The 17,779-nt window shown below is 47.4% G+C and carries 16 protein-coding genes; 11 read left to right on the forward strand and 5 right to left on the reverse strand.

Annotated elements, in window-relative coordinates:
• The first annotated feature begins 92 nt into the window (after positions 1 to 92).
• From HMPREF2872_RS05170 to HMPREF2872_RS05195, 6 genes are all read left to right on the forward strand, one after another.
• Positions 93 to 587 carry a hypothetical protein gene (locus tag HMPREF2872_RS05170; RefSeq protein ID WP_070631751.1) on the forward strand — a complete coding sequence of 165 codons (495 nt, stop codon included), beginning with the start codon at positions 93 to 95 and terminating at the stop codon, positions 585 to 587.
• An 82-nt stretch (positions 588 to 669) separates the two neighbouring features.
• Complete coding sequence (gene rsmG / locus HMPREF2872_RS05175) at positions 670 to 1,299, forward strand: 16S rRNA (guanine(527)-N(7))-methyltransferase RsmG (RefSeq protein ID WP_049359315.1); 630 nt, start codon at positions 670 to 672, stop codon at positions 1,297 to 1,299.
• Positions 1,300 to 1,366: 67 nt separating this feature from the next.
• Positions 1,367 to 2,137 carry a ParA family protein gene (locus HMPREF2872_RS05180; RefSeq protein ID WP_070631752.1) on the forward strand — a complete coding sequence of 257 codons (771 nt, stop codon included), beginning with the start codon at positions 1,367 to 1,369 and terminating at the stop codon, positions 2,135 to 2,137.
• Positions 2,138 to 2,379: 242 nt separating this feature from the next.
• A complete protein-coding gene (locus tag HMPREF2872_RS05185) occupies positions 2,380 to 3,462 on the forward strand; it encodes a DNA cytosine methyltransferase (protein WP_070631753.1) in 1,083 nt (360 codons plus the stop codon).
• Complete coding sequence (locus HMPREF2872_RS05190) at positions 3,455 to 5,359, forward strand: ATP-binding protein (protein WP_070631757.1); 1,905 nt, start codon at positions 3,455 to 3,457, stop codon at positions 5,357 to 5,359. Before HMPREF2872_RS05185 ends, HMPREF2872_RS05190 begins: the two co-directional genes overlap by 8 nt.
• A gap of 5 nt (positions 5,360 to 5,364) precedes the next feature.
• Positions 5,365 to 5,787 carry a very short patch repair endonuclease gene (locus HMPREF2872_RS05195; protein WP_070631759.1) on the forward strand — a complete coding sequence of 141 codons (423 nt, stop codon included), beginning with the start codon at positions 5,365 to 5,367 and terminating at the stop codon, positions 5,785 to 5,787.
• Between the two features lie 22 nt (positions 5,788 to 5,809).
• On the opposite strand, the gene HMPREF2872_RS05200 is transcribed toward HMPREF2872_RS05195, so the two are convergent.
• Positions 5,810 to 8,896, reverse strand: a complete 3,087-nt coding sequence (locus HMPREF2872_RS05200) for a DUF3418 domain-containing protein (protein WP_168164754.1) — start codon at positions 8,894 to 8,896, stop codon at positions 5,810 to 5,812.
• Between the two features lie 162 nt (positions 8,897 to 9,058).
• Between HMPREF2872_RS05200 and HMPREF2872_RS05205 the strand changes: the two genes are divergently transcribed.
• The 3 genes from HMPREF2872_RS05205 to dcm are packed head-to-tail and all read left to right on the forward strand — an operon-like array spanning position 9,059 to position 12,485.
• A complete protein-coding gene (locus HMPREF2872_RS05205) occupies positions 9,059 to 10,105 on the forward strand; it encodes a DNA cytosine methyltransferase (RefSeq protein ID WP_083311738.1) in 1,047 nt (348 codons plus the stop codon).
• Positions 10,102 to 11,544 (forward strand): protein NO VEIN domain-containing protein, encoded by a 1,443-nt coding sequence (locus HMPREF2872_RS05210; protein WP_070631763.1) that lies wholly within the window; start codon positions 10,102 to 10,104, stop codon positions 11,542 to 11,544. Before HMPREF2872_RS05205 ends, HMPREF2872_RS05210 begins: the two co-directional genes overlap by 4 nt.
• A complete protein-coding gene (dcm, locus tag HMPREF2872_RS05215) occupies positions 11,532 to 12,485 on the forward strand; it encodes a DNA (cytosine-5-)-methyltransferase (RefSeq protein WP_070631767.1) in 954 nt (317 codons plus the stop codon). The genes HMPREF2872_RS05210 and dcm overlap by 13 nt, the downstream gene beginning before the upstream one ends.
• A gap of 91 nt (positions 12,486 to 12,576) precedes the next feature.
• Here the strand turns inward: dcm and hrpA are convergent, their stop codons facing one another.
• The 4 genes from hrpA to HMPREF2872_RS05235 all read right to left on the reverse strand — a co-directional run bounded on the left by hrpA (position 12,577) and on the right by HMPREF2872_RS05235 (position 15,733).
• Entirely contained in the window at positions 12,577 to 13,971 is a 1,395-nt protein-coding gene (hrpA, locus tag HMPREF2872_RS05220; protein ID WP_083311739.1) for an ATP-dependent RNA helicase HrpA, read from the reverse strand.
• Positions 13,972 to 14,079: 108 nt separating this feature from the next.
• A complete protein-coding gene (rsfS, locus tag HMPREF2872_RS05225; protein WP_002246503.1) occupies positions 14,080 to 14,466 on the reverse strand; it encodes a ribosome silencing factor in 387 nt (128 codons plus the stop codon).
• Positions 14,467 to 14,524: 58 nt separating this feature from the next.
• Entirely contained in the window at positions 14,525 to 15,130 is a 606-nt protein-coding gene (gene nadD / locus HMPREF2872_RS05230) for a nicotinate-nucleotide adenylyltransferase (protein ID WP_070631769.1), read from the reverse strand.
• Positions 15,131 to 15,148: 18 nt separating this feature from the next.
• A complete protein-coding gene (locus HMPREF2872_RS05235; RefSeq protein WP_070631772.1) occupies positions 15,149 to 15,733 on the reverse strand; it encodes a beta-class carbonic anhydrase in 585 nt (194 codons plus the stop codon).
• Positions 15,734 to 15,856: 123 nt separating this feature from the next.
• Here HMPREF2872_RS05235 and HMPREF2872_RS05240 point away from each other — a divergent pair, with 123 nt between their 5' ends.
• A complete protein-coding gene (locus HMPREF2872_RS05240) occupies positions 15,857 to 16,747 on the forward strand; it encodes an NUDIX hydrolase (RefSeq protein ID WP_070631774.1) in 891 nt (296 codons plus the stop codon).
• Positions 16,748 to 16,762: 15 nt separating this feature from the next.
• Positions 16,763 to 17,704 carry an ABC transporter ATP-binding protein gene (locus HMPREF2872_RS05245; protein WP_070631777.1) on the forward strand — a complete coding sequence of 314 codons (942 nt, stop codon included), beginning with the start codon at positions 16,763 to 16,765 and terminating at the stop codon, positions 17,702 to 17,704.
• The last annotated feature ends 75 nt before the right edge of the window (positions 17,705 to 17,779 follow it).

Consider the following 17,779-nt stretch of genomic DNA (forward strand, 5'->3'; position numbering starts at 1 on the left):
GACTGTTTTTGTCAGCAATTTCGGTGGCAAACTAACGTGAATCAACCGCCGATCTGCTATCATTTCAACTTATTTTCCCAAGGCAAGCTGCCATGTACCTGACTCAAGAAAAGCCCTACCGCCCCCTATTGGTCGCACTGATGTTCCTCACCCTGCCGCTGGCGATGATATTGCACAATATCGTGCAAATTGCCTTTTCAGACGGCCAAGGGCTGTTGGTCACAGTCAAAGACGGCGCGTGGACATGGCAAAGCGGTTGGCAGGATTCCGTCGCATGGTTCGTCTGCGGCATGTTTGCCTTCCTCAACCTGCCTATTGCCGGCGGACTGACCAAGCTGGCGTATAAAAAAATGATGCGCCGGCATTCGCGTTACGCCATCTTCCTTGCCGGTGTCGCAGCGTGTGCCTCGGCGGCGGCAGGCTTGATTTTTGAAGCCATCTTAGGCCAAGCCGCATTGGCAGGCATGCGCGGACAAGGCGTGTTCTACTACACCCTCTCCGTATGGATCATCGCCATGCTGACCCTGCCCAAACAGCTCACGCGTGCGCCGGAGCAGCCCATCGTCTTTCACAAAATGAAACGTTGATTCAACAGGCACAAACATTTTCAGACGGCATGCTTTCCGTTACCATTACATCCAACGCGTTTTAACCAATAAGGAATAACAAATGAATCAGGCGCAACAGCTCCGCGACGGCATACAGGCACTGGGTTTGGACATCGACGAAGCCAAACAGGCCAAACTGCTAGACTATGCCGCCCTGCTGCAAAAGTGGAACAAAACCTACAACCTGACCGCCCTGCGCGATCCCGCCCAAACCGTCAGCCACCACCTGCTCGACAGCCTGACCCTCCTGCCCTATATCGAACACGCACAAACCATGCTCGACGTCGGCTCCGGCGGCGGACAGCCCGGCATACCCACCGCCATCTGCCGTCCCGACCTCGACATCACCCTCCTCGATGCCAACACCAAAAAAACCGCCTTTCTGCAACAAGCCGTCATCGAACTCGGCCTAAAAAACGTCCGTGTCATCAGCGGCCGCGTAGAAGCCGCCGCCGACTGCCGCGCCGACGTCATTACCAGCCGCGCCTTTGCCGAACTCGCCGACTTCGTCAACTGGACAGAGCACCTCCTCAAAGACGGCGGCTACTGGGCAGCCATGAAAGGCATATACCCGCAAGAAGAAATCGACAAACTGCCCGAAAGCGTCGCCGTCGAAAAAGTCGAAGCATTGCACGTCCCCCAACTCAATGCCGAACGCCATATCGTCATCATCCGCAAAAAGGCCGTCTGAAAACAACCCAAGCATACCGAATAACGGTACAATCCAGCCATCCACACTTAACACAACAGCAAAGCACATGAGCGCACAAATCCTCGCCGTCGCCAACCAAAAAGGCGGAGTCGGCAAAACCACCACCACCGTCAACCTCGCCGCCTCCCTGGCCTCCAAAGGCCGCCACGTCCTCGTCGTCGACCTCGACCCCCAAGGCAACGCCACCACAGGCAGCGGCATCAACAAAGCCACCATCGAAAACGGCGTTTACCAAGTTGTCCTCGGCGAAACCGACATCCCCAACGCCGTCGTCCGCAGCAAAGAAGGCGGCTACGACGTATTGGGCGCCAACCGCACACTGGCCGGCGCAGAAGTCGAACTCGTCCAAGAAATCGCACGCGAAATCCGCCTCAAAAACGCCCTACAGCTCGTTGCCGACAACTACGACTACGTCCTCATCGACTGCCCCCCGTCCCTAACCCTGCTCACCCTCAACGGCCTGGTCGCCGCCAACGGCGTCATCGTCCCCATGCTTTGCGAATACTACGCCCTCGAAGGCATCTCCGACCTCGTGGCCACTGTCCGCAAAATCCGCCAAGCCATCAACCCCGACCTCGACGTAACCGGCATCGTCCGCACCATGTACGACAGCCGCAGCCGCCTCGTCGTCGAAGTCAGCGAACAGCTCAAACAACACTTCGGCAACCTGCTCTTCGATACCGTCATCCCCCGCAACATCCGCCTCGCCGAAGCCCCCAGCCACGGCCTCCCCGTCCTCGCCTACGATGCCCACGCCAAAGGCACCCAGGCTTATCTCGACTTGGCTGACGAACTGATTGCACGGTTGGAAAAATAAATAGAAATATGAATATAAAAAGGCCGTCTGAAAGGTAGAAAGTACTTTCAGACGGCCTTTGGTTTGATTGGAAAGAACTTTTTAAAAAGACCGCGTGCGTGCCTAGGGGTGCACACGCGGTTTGATGCAAGCTACGGTTTACTATACAGGCTACGCTAGCTAAAAAATTAATCTTTCTTGATAAACAATAGATTATATGTTATACAAAACAAATTTTTACTAATGTGGTTATTTAAATAAAAATGAATAATGGTACTTTTTTAAAAGCAATCGATTTTTTCTGTGGTGGCGGAGGAATGAGCTATGGAATGCAATCTGCTGGCATCAAAGTTCTAGCTGGAATAGATTACGAACCTAGCTGCAAAGAAACATATGAAGCCAATATAAATGCCAAATTTATACAGGCTGATGTTTTTGAATTGCAACCTGAAACATTGGAAAAGGAACTCGGCTTAAAAAAGAATGATGATGATTTGATTCTTATAGGTTGTAGTCCTTGTCAATATTGGAGTGTTATCCAAACAGATAAAAGCAAATCGGAAAAATCCAAGAGTTTGCTTTTGGAGTTTCAGCGGTTTGTAGAATATTTCAATCCCGGATATGTTGTTGTAGAGAATGTTCCAGGAATCCTGAGCAGGATGAAAGAAAGCGGTCTTGATAATTTCATAAAATTATTGGAAGAAAAAGGCTTTACCGTCCATTTCGGTATTCACAATACGGCTGATTACGGAATTCCCCAAAGCCGTAAAAGATTTACGTTAATTGCAAACAGAATAACCAAAGAAAAGCTAGAACCAATCAAGTATTCGGGCAAACGACTTACGGTACGCGATGTTTTAGGAATGGAAAACGGCTTTCCCCAAATTATTGCAGGACATCAAGATAAAACTGATTTTATGCATAGTTGTGCGGGATTATCTGATATAAATCTGAGGCGATTGGCTCTGGTCCCTAAAAACGGAGGAAACCGCTCGGCTTTTGCACATATTCCCGAATTACAGCTGAAATGTTTTATCGGAAAAGACAATAGTTTTAAGGACACATTCGGTAGGTTATGGTGGGATAAGCCCGCACCTACCATAACGACCAAATTCTTTAGTATTTCCAACGGACGATTTGCCCATCCTGAAGAAGACAGGGCGTTATCCCTGCGCGAAGGTGCAACATTGCAATCGTTCCCTCGTAACTATGTCTTTAAAGCGGGTAGCAGGGACAAAATAGCCCGTTTGATTGGTAATGCCGTTCCTCCGATGTATGCGGAAAAAATAGGTAGGGCAATTGTTGATAGTCTTAAATACCTTAAAAAAGGAAATGGAAATGTCTAAAACTTCCAATAACTCATCTCATATCTTAGAAATGAGATTTGATCCAAATGTAATTACACATTTAGGAATACAAATGTATTCGACTTTACCGCCAGTTATTTCAGAGTTAGTTTCAAATGCTTATGATGCAGATGCTACTCGTGTTGTTGTCAGATTGAATGATAATTTAGAAGAAAAAAGTATTGTGATTGAAGATGACGGTCATGGAATGAGTTTTAATGAAATTAATGAGAAATTTCTTATTATTGGGAGGAATAGGAGAAAGTCAGAAGGAGAAAAGAGTCGTAGCGGAAAACGTTTTGTTGTAGGTAAAAAAGGGATTGGGAAATTGGCTTTTTTCGGAATTGCCAATACTATCGAAATTTCTACAATTCAAAATTACCGGAAAACAACATTTATTTTAGATTGGGAGGAAATTCAATCTCAAAAAAATACTCAAGAGCCTTATCATCCAAAAATTATAGAAGATCAGGTCAAAGTATCCAAACAATCTGGAACAGAAATTAAGCTAATGAAAATAAAAAGAAAAACTGGATTCCAAGCAAGAAACTTGGCAACTTCATTAGCAAAATCATTCCAGATTTTTGATGAGCCGGATTTTAAAACGGAGATTTTTCATAATAATGAGGCTGAACCAATAGTCGTGAATAACGATTTGCGTTATGAAGGTTTTGATAAATTTATTGAATGGAACTCCCCATGGAGCGAAATTTCTTTTAACCAAGATGAAGAGAATAAATACAAAAACTATCTTGAAAAAATAAAAGGAAGTTTAATTGCAAGTAAAGAGCAAACTGTTCCAGAAAAAATGCGAGGGGTCGCTTTATTTTCGAGAGGAAAACTGGTTAACGAATATTCATTTTATGGTTTAGGTGCTACAAGTTTTGGATATTCATATATCACAGGTTGCTTAGATGTTGGATTTATTGAAGATTTTTCAGAGGATGTAATTTCAACTAACCGAAGATCATTAAATTGGGAAACTGATGAGACTAAATTTTTAGAGGAGGTGTTACAATTTTTAATTAAAAAATTTTATAATTTCCATAAAACAAAAAAAGAAAATGATAAAAAGAAAAAAGTTGAGGAAACAACAGGTATTTGTCTTGACAAATGGTATGAAAATCTCCCGAGACATGAACGTAGATTAGCTAAGAAAATCATGGATCAAATTATTCATGCAGAAGGACTAGAGCCCAAAAAAGCAATAAACTTGATTAAATACGTACAGGATTCTTACCAATTTACTTCATTTAAGGAATTGGCAGAAGAAATTAGTGAAGAAGGGTTTGGAGATCCCCATCAAATTCTTCAATTGATGAAAGAGTGGCAGTTAATTGAAGCACGGGAGTTTTATAAATTAGCAGAAGTTCGATTGGAAACAATTAAAAAGTTTGAGCAATATATTGCAGAAAATGCAAAAGAAGTTCCCATTATGCATGATTTTTTAAAACAATTTCCATGGCTGCTAGATCCAAGAATTATGTCCTTCGAAGATGAAGTAACATTTTCCAAGCTATTAAAAGATAAATACCCTGATAACGATCTGGAAATAGAAAACCGTAGAATTGATTTTCTCTGCCAACGATTTGCAAATAGTGTTTTTATTATTGAATTAAAAAGGCCAAAAGGAAAAATTAGTCATAAAGAATTAGATCAGGCATTAGATTACGTTGATTTCATAAGAACAAATTTAGGCAATGAGAACGGAGCTCAAATATACTGCTATTTAATAGGAGAGCGATTGGTAGATACGAGAGCTGTTCAATTAAAAGCCCAAGCATACCAAAAGGACGGCCTTGTTTATATTAAAACATATCAGGAGCTTTTAGCTAATGCAAAAATGTATCATACTGAATTTATTGAAAAGTATGAGAATTTGAAGAAATTAAGATAGAATAAATGTCTGATATCTTTACACCGTCCAAGCGTTCTTTGGTCATGTCAAAAATCCATAGTAAAGAAACCAAACCGGAAGTATTGGTAAGGAAATTTCTTTTTTCCCAAGGTTTCCGTTATCGGAAAAATGATAAGCGTTATACAGGCAAACCGGATATCGTTTTGCCAAAATATAAAACAGTCGTGTTTATACACGGCTGTTTTTGGCACGGGCACTCTTGCAGTAAAGGGCATATCCCGAAAAGCAATACGGATTTTTGGTTGGAAAAAATCACAAAAAATCGCGAACGTGATATTAAAAATGAAACCGAGCTGGAAAAGATTGGTTTTAAAGTGATTGTCGTTTGGGAGTGCGAATTAAAAAATAAAGCTATTTGTAGGGAGCGATTAAATCGGTTGGCCGAGGAAATAAAAGATGCCGTCTGAAAAAATCAGACGGCATTTTCCTTTAATTAAGACCCTCCCACTCCTTCATCAACCTCTTCACCGACACCGGATACGGTGTCTTCAATTCCTGTGCAAACAGCGACACCCTCAATTCTTCAATCATCCATTTAAACGCGGCAAGGCCGTCTGAAACGGGGAGGCCTTGTTTGATCAGGCTGTCTGTTTTTTCCTGCCACATTTGTTCCAGCTCTTGAATATCGGCTTCGCGGGCTGCGTCGCGTGATGGGTTGCTGCTGTATTTTTCGAGGCGCAGGGTCATGGCTTTGAGGTAGATAGGGAGGCGCGGCCATTGTGCCCATGGGGTATGGCTGGCGAAGCCGGGGGCGAGCAGGGTTTGCAGGCGTAGTCTTAGAAGGTGGGTCAATGGGTGTTTGCCGAGTTTGCTGTTCAGTTCGGCATAGGCGGCGGCGGTTTCCTGCAGGTAGCGACTGAGGGCTTCTTTGACGGCGGGCAGGCGGCTGCGGGCGCGTTTGATTTGCTCTTTGAAGGCTTTTTCGTTGCGCGGCAGCTCGTCTTCGCCGATAAAGGCGCGGTTGCAGACGGCTTGGGTGAGGTCGTCGCGCAGGGTGTCGGCGTTGATGTGTTTGAGCAGCATGGCGGCTTGGGTAAAGCCTTGGATGCCTTTATTCAGATCTTTAACTTGTTCTTTTAGTTGCAGTTTCATGAGTTCGATCACGCCTAATCTGTGTGCCTGTTCGGCGGCTTCGGTGGTGTCGAACAGGCGCAGGGCGATGCGGCCGTCTTTTTCTTTTTGCAGGCCGAGGTAGCCGGTGAGCTGCTGTTTGCCGCGGGCGAATTTGATGGATTCGGGCAGGGTGCCGATGTCCCATGCGGTAACGTTGTCGCGCTCGAATTCTTGGGTGTTGTCGCGGAAGGTAACGGTGGCGGCTTGGCCGAGCTGTTGTTGCAATTCGTGCAGTTTACGGCCGCCGGCAAGCTCTTGTCCTCCGTCGTCGATAATGCGCAGATTCAGATAGCAGTGTTCGGGCAATTCTTGCCCTGCCCATGCGTCTTGGTCGATTTGCTCGAGAATCCGCATATCGCCGGCGTTTTTGGCGATAAAGTGTGCCAACTGGGGAATAATGGCCGCTTGGCGGTCGGGATTGCTTTCGAGGAATTTGGTGATGAAATCGGGTACGGGCACGCAAATGCGGCGGATTTGCTTCGGCAGTGCTTTAATCAGCAGCTGGATTTTTTCGCGCAACATACCGGGCACCAACCATTCAAGCGACGGCGCGTGCAGGCGGTTGAGGACGGTCAGCGGCACGGTCATGGTCACGCCGTCGAGCGGATGGTGCGGCTCGAAGCGGTAGGAAAGTTTGAACTTGCCATCTGCGGTTTGCCAGAATTTGGGGAACTGCTCTTCGGTAATATGCGCGGCGGCGTGTTGCATCAAATCGTCGCGGCTGAGGAACAGCAGGCGCGGATTGTCGCGCTCAGCAGTTTTGAGCCAGGCTTCAAAGGTGCGGATGTCGGCAAGGGGGAGGGGTTTTAGACGGCCTTTTGGGGGGGCAGGCTGCTTTTTGGGTTTGGGGTCGTCTGAAACTGTCGAAACTGCGGCACTCTGTTCCCTCTCCTGTGGGAGAGGGTTAGGGAGAGGGTTTGTTGAGGTTGCGGAGTTGGTTTGGGTGGCAACTGTTTTGCCCTCTCCCCGACCCTCCCCCATGGGGGAGGGGGTAGTTTGCTGAGTAGCGTAGGTTGGATTGTCAAACCCAACAGTTTTTGCGGTTGCGGCTGATGTTGGGTTTTCAACCCAACCTACGGTGTTGCCGTGATTTTCATTTTGGCGAAACTTGTGATTTTCATTTTGGCGAAACTTGTTATTTTCATTTTCAGACGACCTTTCGGCTTTGTCGGATTCAATAAGCCGTACGGGTTCTTCGCTTCCCCAAACGCCGCCTTTTGCGTCTTTCCACACCAGCTCGGGTAGGCGTTCGTTATAAAACGCAAACAGTGCTTCATCATCGACCAATACGTCTTGCTTACGAGATTTGTGTTCGAGTTCGGTAATTTCTTTAATCAGCTTTTTATTGTGGGCAAAAAAGGCCGTCTGAAGATTGCTTTCTTGCGCTACCAATGCGCCGCGGATAAAGATTTCACGCGCTTCTTCGGGCGCAACTTTGCCGTAAGACACGGGGCGGCGCGGCAATACGGTCAGGCCGTAAAGCGTAACGCGTTCGCTGGCGACGACTTCGCCGCGTTTTTGCTCCCAGTGCGGCTCGAAATAGTGGTAGCGGACGAGGTGTGGTGCTTCCTGCTCTATCCATTCGGGCTGGATAACGGCGACGTCGCGCGCGTAAAGGCGCGTGGTTTCAACCAATTCTGCCGCCATCACCCATTTGGGTTTGGCTTTGAACAGGGCTGAGGCGGGGAAAAGGTGGAAGCGGCTGCCGCGCGCGCCGGTATAGTCGTTGCCGTCGGGCGATTTCATACCGACGTTGGCGATAAGGCCGGTCAGCAGGGCGCGGTGGATTTGCTCGTAGCCAGCTTCTTTAGCAGCGCGGATTTGGGCGCGGTGTTGTTTCTTATCCAGTTGTTTTTGTTTGAGCTTGGCTGCCAAATCTTGGTCGCCTTGGCTTTCAGACGGCCTTAATTGTTCTTGGGAAGGAGGCTGCCTAAACGCGGCTTCCTTGGTGGTCAAACCCATTTCAATCGCGGTTTGGGCAAGCTGGTGGTGCAGCTCGCGCCATTCGCGCATCCGCAGGTGCGACAGGAAATATTGGCGGCACCACTGCACCAACTGCTTGTTGGACAAGCCTTTGTCGCGCTCGCGCTGGAAGCTGTCCCAAATGTTCAGATAGGCAAGGAAATCGGACTGCTTGTCGGTAAACCGCTCGTGCGCCTTGGCTGCGGCATCGCGCGCTTCCAGCGGCCGCTCGCGCGGGTCTTGAATCGACAGCGCGGACGCGATCACCAATATTTCCGCCATGCAGTCGTGCTTCTTCGCCGCCAGTAAAATGCGCGCGATTTTCGGGTCGATGGGCAGGCGTGCCATTTGTTCGCCAATCGGGGTTAATTGATAGTGCGGTTTTTGGATTTTTGGGCAGCCTGAAAAGTTTTTATATGGTATATTTTGTTGATTTTTCATAATTTTGTTTAGAATCAGTTATCTTTTTGAGATGGGTAGGTTGCTTGAAAAATAACAGATAATACTGTCTTAAAGCAGTATTTAAGACAGCATTTGTTCTATCCTAAGTTATAATTCTGTTTTTTCAGGTCATCTGAAATCTTATTTTAGAAAATATAAAATATGATGAATAACACACACCAACCTACTGTTTTAGATTTATTTTGCGGCTGTGGCGGCTTATCGCTCGGTTTTATTCAAGCTGGTTTTGATGTTAAATTGGGCATAGATTATTGGCAAGACGCGATTACCACCTACACCGCCACACACAAAGGCACACAAGGCATTGTCGCCGATTTATTCAACATCACACCCGAACAAATCTCCCAACAAACTCAAATTAAACAAATAGATGTGATTATTGGTGGACCACCATGTCAAGGTTTCTCTATCGCCGGCAAACGCATGATTGATGATGAACGCAATCAACTTTATAAAGCGTTTGTGGATTTTGTCCGTTTTTATCAGCCCAAAGCATTTCTAATGGAAAATGTCCCTAATATAATGTCAATAGGAAAAGGAGCGATTAAACAACAAATTACTCAAGATTTTGAGCAACTAGGCTATATCGTCAAAAGTCAAATTTTAATGGCTTCTGATTATGGGGTACCGCAAAATCGTAAACGCGCATTTTTTGTGGGATTTAAAAATGGCATAACATTTGATTTTCCCAAACAAACGGTTAATCAATATGTTACTGTAAAACAAGCCATTTCTGATTTACCTGATTATTCGGTTGATGATGGCGCGGCTTATCCACTTTTAGGCAGCAGCGAATATCAACACATGATGCGCCAAAATGCAACTGGCTTGTTTAATCATCAAATCACTCAACATAATGATAAAACAAAAGAAATTATCGCACTCGTACCTGATGGCGGCAATTACAAAAGCCTACCTGAACATTTGCGCCAAACGAGAAACGTCAATATTGCATGGACACGCTTAAACAGCCAAAAACCAAGTTTTACGATTGATACAGGACACCGCCACCATTTCCATTATGAATTTAACCGTGTGCCAACGGTGCGCGAAAGTGCGCGGATTCAATCGTTTCCTGATGATTTTGTGTTTTTAGGGACAAAAACCAGTCAATATAAACAAGTTGGCAATGCTGTTCCGCCTATGTTGGCAAAAGTGATTGCATTGAAAATGAAAGAATTTTTATGAGCCAAATTTATCAAATTCCTGATGAATATTTTTTCCGTTTACATCATATTCGCCCACGTTTTAAAAGTAATGTAGAAGAAGTGTTATTGTACGTTGCCAATTCTATTTCTGATTTGAACACGCTGCCTGAAAAAGAATTTAACGAACAATTAAATGCGGTTTTGAGAAATTTTGGTAAAAATCAAACTGCTAAACAAAAAACCATCGATAATTGGCGCACTGAAATTGCTGCCTTATTTTCTTTTATTCAAGAAACCGAAACAGGAAAATTATTTCCCAGTCTCATGGCAAAAAGGCTGGCTGAAAATCAATATCTTGATGAATTTTTTAATTATTTTTTATACACTTTTCAATACCCAGCAGGACACAATAAAAATCATGCAGTGATTGAACAGATCAAAAAAGGCATTCAATTTCAGCCGTGTAAATTTATTTTGCAAATTTTTCAGGCGGCCTGCGAATTAAGCGATAAGCCATTTAGTTTAACCGCCGAAGAATTAACGCAATGCGCCTATTTTGATTTGCGCGTAACGGCTGAACATAGCAAAACAGCACATGATGTTGCCAAGCACATTATTGAAAATAGAGAAAATAAAATTAAATACTCTCATGAATATGAGCAATTAAAAAAGATAAACGGTAATTATCCATCTGCTAGTGATGTCTATCGTTATGCTGGCGATATTTTAGATTATATGGTTTTGGCTAATTTATTGAAAACAAAGGGAACACACTATTACTATTATTTGAATACGGATAATCCAGATTTAATCAATCGCCATTTGCAAAATACAGCTTATTTCAACCAATACAATTGTTTTTATTATCAAAAAGAAATCAGTAATGCTGAAATTAGGGCATTAGAACGACAATGGTTTGATTATGTGAACCAATTTGACAATATCGCAGAATTTTCTCCGTCATTAAATCAAGCGGAACAAGCAGATATTTCTGTATTAGTACAAGAATATTACGCCAAAATGCAAGGTAAAGAATTGTTACCTACCAAAATTTTTGGCGATTATGGCGAAACTTTGATTTTGGCGCATGAATATTTACGTACCAAAGGTCAATCCAACCGCCAACATTTGATTAACAAAATCCCAACGCCTTTGGGTGTAGGTTATGATTTGCAAAGTATTGAAATTGAAAAGCATAAACGATACATTGAAGTGAAAAGTACGCGCTCTAAAAAGGCAATTAACAGCAATCGCTTTAAATTAACGCCAAATGAATGGGATAGCGCGGAAACCTTGGGAGACAGTTACTTTATTTATTATCTAGTTATGAATGAGACAGGCAAAAATATTTTTATTATTCAAAATCCTGCGAAAAAATATCGTGAGAATTTATTAAAAATTGACAGCCATTGGATGGTTGAATTTTTACCGCAAGCTGGCAAGTGGCAGCCTTTGTTGGAGGTATCATGCTCCGAGTAACATCCCTATTTTGCGGTTGCGGTGGCATGGATAAAGGTATTTTGGGTGGATTTGATTATTTAGGGCACTACTACGCCAAATTACCATTTGAAATTGTATATGCTGCCGATAACGACCCTTACGCCATTAAAATTTACAACGACAATTTTACGCATCATGCTGAATTGAAAGATGTTCGCGATATTGTGGCACATGAATTGCCTGACCATGATATTTTGCTGGGGGGCTTTCCGTGTCAATCGTTTTCTATTGTGGCGCAAAATCCGCCGCGTTTGGGTTATAAAGATGAAAAAGGTAAGTTATTCTTTGAAATGGTTAAAGTTTTAAAGGAAAAACAACCTCGATTTTTTATTGCGGAAAATGTAAAAGGTTTGTTATCGGCAAATAATAAACAGGCTTTTCCGATGATTTTGCGTGAATTTGAACAAGCTGGTTATCACATTCACTATAAATTGCTGAATGCGTCTGAATATGGCGTACCGCAAAAGCGCGAACGTGTTTTTATGGTGGGTTTTCGGGATTTTGACGATTATTTCAAATTTCAATTTCCTGTTATGCTGCCTGAAAAAGTACCGCTTAAATTCGCATTGGATGCACAAGCTAATCTTGATGAAAAATGGTTTTTCAGCCCTAAAGCGGTAGAGGGTATGTTGCGTGTGCGTGAAAAAATGAATAAAGGGCGCGTACAAAATATTGAACAGCCATGCAATACGATTAGCGCACATTTGGCAAAAGTGAGTTTGAATGGCACAGACCCTGTATTGATGATTGGCGAACGGTATCGCCGATTTTCACCGCGTGAAGCCGCTAATATTCAATCTTTTCCGCTTGATTTTCAATTTGACAGCGTGTCAGATAATCGTCAATATCGGGCAATTGGCAATGCTGTACCGCCTGTATTGATGTGGCACGTTGCCAATGCGTTAGCAGAAATTGTGTAGTATTCAGCCAGTCTAAAAATGCAAAATACCATCTGAAATTTATTTTCCAAGCGGTATTTTTTGTGTAATTTCTTTTTCTGGTTGTTTGAAATCATATTGCCTCCACCGCCCCCAACTCCAGCAATACCTGAAAACCGTCATTGATATACCGCTGATCCGGTGCTTCGAGGAATGGGAATGCCGCCACATCGCCCAGTTTCAACGCTTCCATGCGCAGGATGACGGCGGCTAGGTTGCTGCGGACAATTTCGGGGTCGGTGAATTCGGTGCGGCTGTTGAAATCTTCTTCTGAAAACAGTCGGATACACACGCCTGCGGAGACGCGGCCACAGCGGCCGGAGCGTTGGCGGGCGGCGGCTTGGGAGATTTTTTCGACATGAAGCTGCTCCACTTTCGCCCGTGCGGAATAGCGTTTGACGCGCGCGAGGCCGGTGTCGATGACGTATTTGATGCCCGGCACGGTGAGCGAGGTTTCGGCGACGTTGGTTGCTAACACGATGCGGCGTTTTGCGCCTGAAGGGTGGAAGATTTTGTGCTGCTCGGCGTGCGACAGGCGTGCGAACAGGGGCAGAATTTCGTCGTTGCGGCGCAGCATGGATTTGCGCAGGGCTTCTGCCGCTTCGCGGATTTCGCGTTCGCCCGGCAGGAACACCAAAATATCGCCTTCGCCGTAGCGTGCCAATTCGTCGGCTGAATCGACAATTGCGTCGGTCAACTCGACTTCCGCGTCGTCTTCGTCTTTGCTGGTCAGCGGTCGGTAGAGGATTTCGACGGGATACGTCCGTCCGCTTACTTCCAGCACAGGCGCGCCGTTGAAGTGTTGGGAAAAGCGTTCTGCGTCTATCGTTGCCGAGGTGATGATGACTTTCAAATCGGGGCGGCGCGGCAGGAGCTGTTTCAAATAGCCCAAGAGGAAGTCGATGTTCAGGCTGCGTTCGTGCGCTTCGTCGATGATAATCGTGTCGTAGGCAGCGAGATAACGGTCGGTCTGGGTTTCTGCCAACAGGATGCCGTCGGTCATCAGCTTGACGCAGGCATCGCGCGAGGTGTGGTCGGTAAAGCGTACTTTATAGCCGACCGCGCTGCCGATTTCGGATTTCAGCTCTTCGGCAATCCGCTCTGCTACGGAACGCGCGGCCAAACGGCGCGGCTGGGTATGCCCGATCAATCCTGCCGCCCCGCGCCCGAGTTCCAAACAAATCTTGGGCAACTGCGTGGTTTTGCCCGAACCGGTTTCGCCGCAAATAATCGTTACCTGATTTTCGGCAATGGCTTTTTTGATTTCGTCGAGTTTTTCGTGAACGGGCAGCGTGTTGTCAAATTCGGGCTTGGGCAGTTTGGACAGGCGTTGCAGATAGAGATCGTGCGATTTTTTGTATTTTTCCTCAACCTTGGCCAAGCCGCCGTATTTATTGGGGTTTTTAAAGGCAGATCGCAGAAAATGGCGGTCTTTGGAGAGGGTTTGGGCGAAATCGGGTTGCGGCATGATGGTGCAATAAATTAAATAATGTGAAAAGAATGGAATTATAGCAAAAGGCCGTCTGAAACTTGCTTGCTTTCAAGTTTCAGACGGCCTTTGTATGGATAAACCGTTTTAGTCGGCGGCGTGCCAAGGTTTTTGCATACCGGCGTGGAAACTCGGTTTTTCTCCGCCCCACAAGGTGTCGATGTCGTAAAAGTCGCGCACTGCAGGGAGCATGACATGGACAACGAGGTCGCCTGCGTCGACGAGCGTCCATTCGCCGCTGTCGCCTTCGGTGCTGAGGATTTCGAAACCGGCTTCTTTCAAATCGACGGCAACGTTGTTCGCCAGTGCTTTAACTTGGCGTGTGCTGTCGCCGCTGGCAATAATCATGCGGGCAAACAGGGAGGTTTTGTCTTGGGTTTCCAAAACAGAGATGTCTTTGGCTTTGATGTCTTCGAGGGCGTTTACGGCCACTTCGACCATTTTTTGCAGGTCTTGCAATTCTTGTTCGTTCATTATTTTCCTAGTTGAAATGTTTTCAGACGGCATTATAGCTTATCTGCCTGAATAAACGCTATTTTTCATAGAGTTTGTGTTGGCGGATGTATTGGGCGATGGGTTGCGGCAGGCCGTCTGAATGGTGCGTTTTGGCGAGATCGGCGCGGATTTGGGTGGAGCTGGTGTTGTGCAGCGGCGCGTTGAGGATGCGGACGCTGCCGTTTTGCAGGGCTTCGCCGAGCCATGCGTGCAATTCGCGCGGGGTTTTGTTGAGGTTGTCGCCTTGGCGCATGGCGATGGCGATATGGGTCTGGCGCACGAGGGTTTGCCATTTTTTCCATGTGTGCAGCTGCATCAGGCTGTCGCTGCCCATCAGCCACCACAGTTGCGCGCCGGGAAACTGCTGGCGGAAGATTTGGACGGTGTCAAACGTATAAGTCGCTCCGTCGCGGACGATGTCGCAGTCGCTGGCGGCGAATTTCGGCTCGTCGGCGATGGCGAGTTCGACCATATTGAGGCGCTCTTGTGCCGGCGTACGCGTGCTGTCTTTGTGGTACGGGTCGCCTGCCGGCAGGAAAACGACAAGATCCAAACCGATTTCGTCGGCGAAGGCGCGGGCGATGTGGAGGTGGCCGTTGTGGATGGGGTCAAACGTGCCGCCGAATAATCCGATGTTTTTCATTTCGTGGTGGTGTCTGCGTTAGATGTTTTGGCCGTCTGAAGCAGGCTGGCTGCCGTCAACAATCAGGTTGAGCTTGCCTGTGGTCGGGTGGATGACCAGGCCGTGGATGGCAATGTTGTCGGGCATCAGCGGATGTTTGCGAATCAGCTCGACGGTATGGCGCACGCTGTCTTCGACGTTGTCAAAACCGGTCAGCCAGCCGTCCAAATCGATACCGGCATTGCGCAGGGTTTCGATGCGGTCGTCGGGGATATTGCTGTCGTGTACGCGTTGGAGGAACTCTTCGGCGTGCAATCCGCGCATACCGCAGTCGTGGTGGGCAATGACCATGATTTCTTTGACTTTGAGTTCAAATACGGCTACCAACAAACTGCGCATCACCGAACCCCAAGGGTGGGTCACTAGCGCACCGGCGTTTTTGATGAGCTTGGCATCGCCGTTTTTCAAGCCTAAAGCATTGGGCAACAATTCGATAATGCGTGCATCCATACAGGAAAGAATGGCCAGCTCGCGGCCGGGGTATTTGTTGGTGAAATATTTTTCGTACTCGCCCGATTCAACGAAATGTTGGTTGTAGGAAAGGATATCGGTCAATTCACTCATGATGATGTGCTCGTTTCGGATGATTTACTCTATTATAGCGGTTTTCAGGGGGTATGGTTGTTTTGCAAATTCGCCGTAAACGGCTAAAATCGATGTATCTTTAGTTCTTTTGGAGGATGCGCCATGTCTCAGTCTTTCCGTTTTGAACAGGTATTCACACCCTATGTCCACGACACATTGTGGGATTGGGCGAAGACAAGTTATGGCGCATCCGACGATTGGTGCATTCTGTATCTCAACGGCCTGCCTTTAGGCCGTCTGAACCCGTTATGGCGCGAACGCCTCGGACAAGATTGGACAGGCAGGCAGTCAACCCTTTCAGACGGCCTGAATTTGGAAACTGACAGCTGGCCGGAAATGGGCGACAGTTTGCAAACGCTGGCGCAACAATGGCGCAAGTGTGGTTGGCTCAAAGGTTGGCGCGGTGAAAAGTTTGACATCTGCGACCAGTCGGGCAAGCCTTTATGCGCACTCGAACGCGCCGCCTTCCGTCCGTTCGGCCTGATGAGTCAGGCAGTGCATTTGAACGGATTGGTCGAAACAGAAGACGGTTTGCGCTTTTGGATAGGCCGCCGCAGTCCGCACAAAGCCGTCGATCCGAACAAACTCGACAACCTGACCGGCGGCGGCATCAGCAGCGGCGAGAGGCCGTCTGAAGCCGTCTGCCGCGAAGGCGAAGAAGAAGCAGGCATTCCCGCTTCTATGACACCCCATATCCGACCGACCGCCCAAATATATAGTTTGCGCCCGGTTAATCGCGGTGTCCACAACGAAATCCTGTATATCTTCGACATCGTCCTGCCCGAAGGCTTCCAACCCGCCAACCAAGACGGCGAAGTCGCCGGTTTTGAACTGATGGACATCCCCACCCTGCTCGATGCCATGTTGGGCAGACACATGATGCACGATGCCCAGCTGGTCACGATCGAAGCCTGCCGTCGATACGGCCTGATCGACCCCAAACATCCGCTGTCCGCATGGCTCGACAGTATCCGTTACCGACCCCATTTTTAAAGGCCGTCTGAAACCATGTTGCAACTCAAAAACATCAACAAACGCTTCGGCAACAAAACCGTTGCCCAAGACATCAACCTAAACGTCGAAGCAGGCGAAATCCTCGCCGTACTCGGCCGCTCCGGCTGCGGCAAATCCACCCTGCTCAAAACCATCGTCGGCCTGGTGCGTCCCGACAGCGGCGAAGTCTGGCTCAACGGCGACAACATCACCGACATGCCGTCTGAAAAACGCAATATCTCGCTGATGTTTCAAGACTACGCCCTTTTGCCGCATTTAACCGCCCTCGACAACGTCGGCTTCGGCCTCAAAATGCGCCGCCTGCCCAAAGCCGAAATCGAAGAACAATCCATGCAGGCCTTGCGCGACATCGGCTTGGAACACGAAGCGCAACGCAAACCCGAAAGCCTCTCCGGCGGCGAACAGCAACGCCTCGCCCTTGCGCGCGCCTTAATCACGCGACCGTCGCTGTTGCTCTTGGACGAAGCCTTCTCCAGCCTCGACACACACCTGCGTCACCACCTGCGCACCCTGACCGCCGAGCGCATCCGCAGTCAAAACATCCCCGCCATTCTCGTGACCCACTCCGCCGAGGAAGCCTGCACCATGGCCGACACCATCTCCATCATGCACGAAGGCCGCATTCTCCAACACGGCACGCCGGAAACCCTTATCCGCCGTCCCGTCAACGCCCAAGCCGCCCTGCTGCTCGGTTTGGCCAACACCGGCGACACACGCTACATTCCCCAACACGCCATCCGATTTGACCCGAACGGCACAGCCGTCCGCATCAGCGAAGCCGTCCCCCTCGCCGAAGGCACACGCCTCACCCTCGCCCATCCGCAATACGGCGATTTGATTTGGTATCCCCATGCAGACTACGATACGGACAAACCGCAAACCGGACAGGAAATCCGTATCAACGTGGATGAAAGTCAGATCGTTTGGTTTGATTGAATTTGATGGATTAAGAAAAAGAAAAAGGCCGTCTGAAAGAGCAGTTTCAGACGGCCTTTGTTATCTAACCATCAA

It is taken from the genome of Neisseria sp. HMSC069H12, assembly GCF_001812735.1.
Classification (GTDB): domain Bacteria; phylum Pseudomonadota; class Gammaproteobacteria; order Burkholderiales; family Neisseriaceae; genus Neisseria; species Neisseria subflava.

Bases quoted from the DNA above. Each gene is read 5' to 3' on its own strand.
- HMPREF2872_RS05170 (WP_070631751.1), top strand. From the start codon at position 93: ATGTACCTGACTCAAGAAAAGCCCTACCGCCCCCTATTGGTCGCACTG.
- nadD (WP_070631769.1), bottom strand. From the start codon at position 15,130: ATGAAAAACATCGGATTATTCGGCGGCACGTTTGACCCCATCCACAAC.
- HMPREF2872_RS05185 (WP_070631753.1), top strand. From the start codon at position 2,380: ATGAATAATGGTACTTTTTTAAAAGCAATCGATTTTTTCTGTGGTGGC.
- HMPREF2872_RS05235 (WP_070631772.1), bottom strand. From the start codon at position 15,733: ATGAGTGAATTGACCGATATCCTTTCCTACAACCAACATTTCGTTGAA.
- HMPREF2872_RS05240 (WP_070631774.1), top strand. From the start codon at position 15,857: ATGTCTCAGTCTTTCCGTTTTGAACAGGTATTCACACCCTATGTCCAC.
- hrpA (WP_083311739.1), bottom strand. From the start codon at position 13,971: ATGCCGCAACCCGATTTCGCCCAAACCCTCTCCAAAGACCGCCATTTT.
- HMPREF2872_RS05200 (WP_168164754.1), bottom strand. From the start codon at position 8,896: ATGAAAAATCAACAAAATATACCATATAAAAACTTTTCAGGCTGCCCA.
- rsmG (WP_049359315.1), top strand. From the start codon at position 670: ATGAATCAGGCGCAACAGCTCCGCGACGGCATACAGGCACTGGGTTTG.
- HMPREF2872_RS05190 (WP_070631757.1), top strand. From the start codon at position 3,455: ATGTCTAAAACTTCCAATAACTCATCTCATATCTTAGAAATGAGATTT.
- HMPREF2872_RS05205 (WP_083311738.1), top strand. From the start codon at position 9,059: ATGATGAATAACACACACCAACCTACTGTTTTAGATTTATTTTGCGGC.
- rsfS (WP_002246503.1), bottom strand. From the start codon at position 14,466: ATGAACGAACAAGAATTGCAAGACCTGCAAAAAATGGTCGAAGTGGCC.
- HMPREF2872_RS05245 (WP_070631777.1), top strand. From the start codon at position 16,763: ATGTTGCAACTCAAAAACATCAACAAACGCTTCGGCAACAAAACCGTT.
- HMPREF2872_RS05180 (WP_070631752.1), top strand. From the start codon at position 1,367: ATGAGCGCACAAATCCTCGCCGTCGCCAACCAAAAAGGCGGAGTCGGC.
- dcm (WP_070631767.1), top strand. From the start codon at position 11,532: ATGCTCCGAGTAACATCCCTATTTTGCGGTTGCGGTGGCATGGATAAA.
- HMPREF2872_RS05210 (WP_070631763.1), top strand. From the start codon at position 10,102: ATGAGCCAAATTTATCAAATTCCTGATGAATATTTTTTCCGTTTACAT.
- HMPREF2872_RS05195 (WP_070631759.1), top strand. From the start codon at position 5,365: ATGTCTGATATCTTTACACCGTCCAAGCGTTCTTTGGTCATGTCAAAA.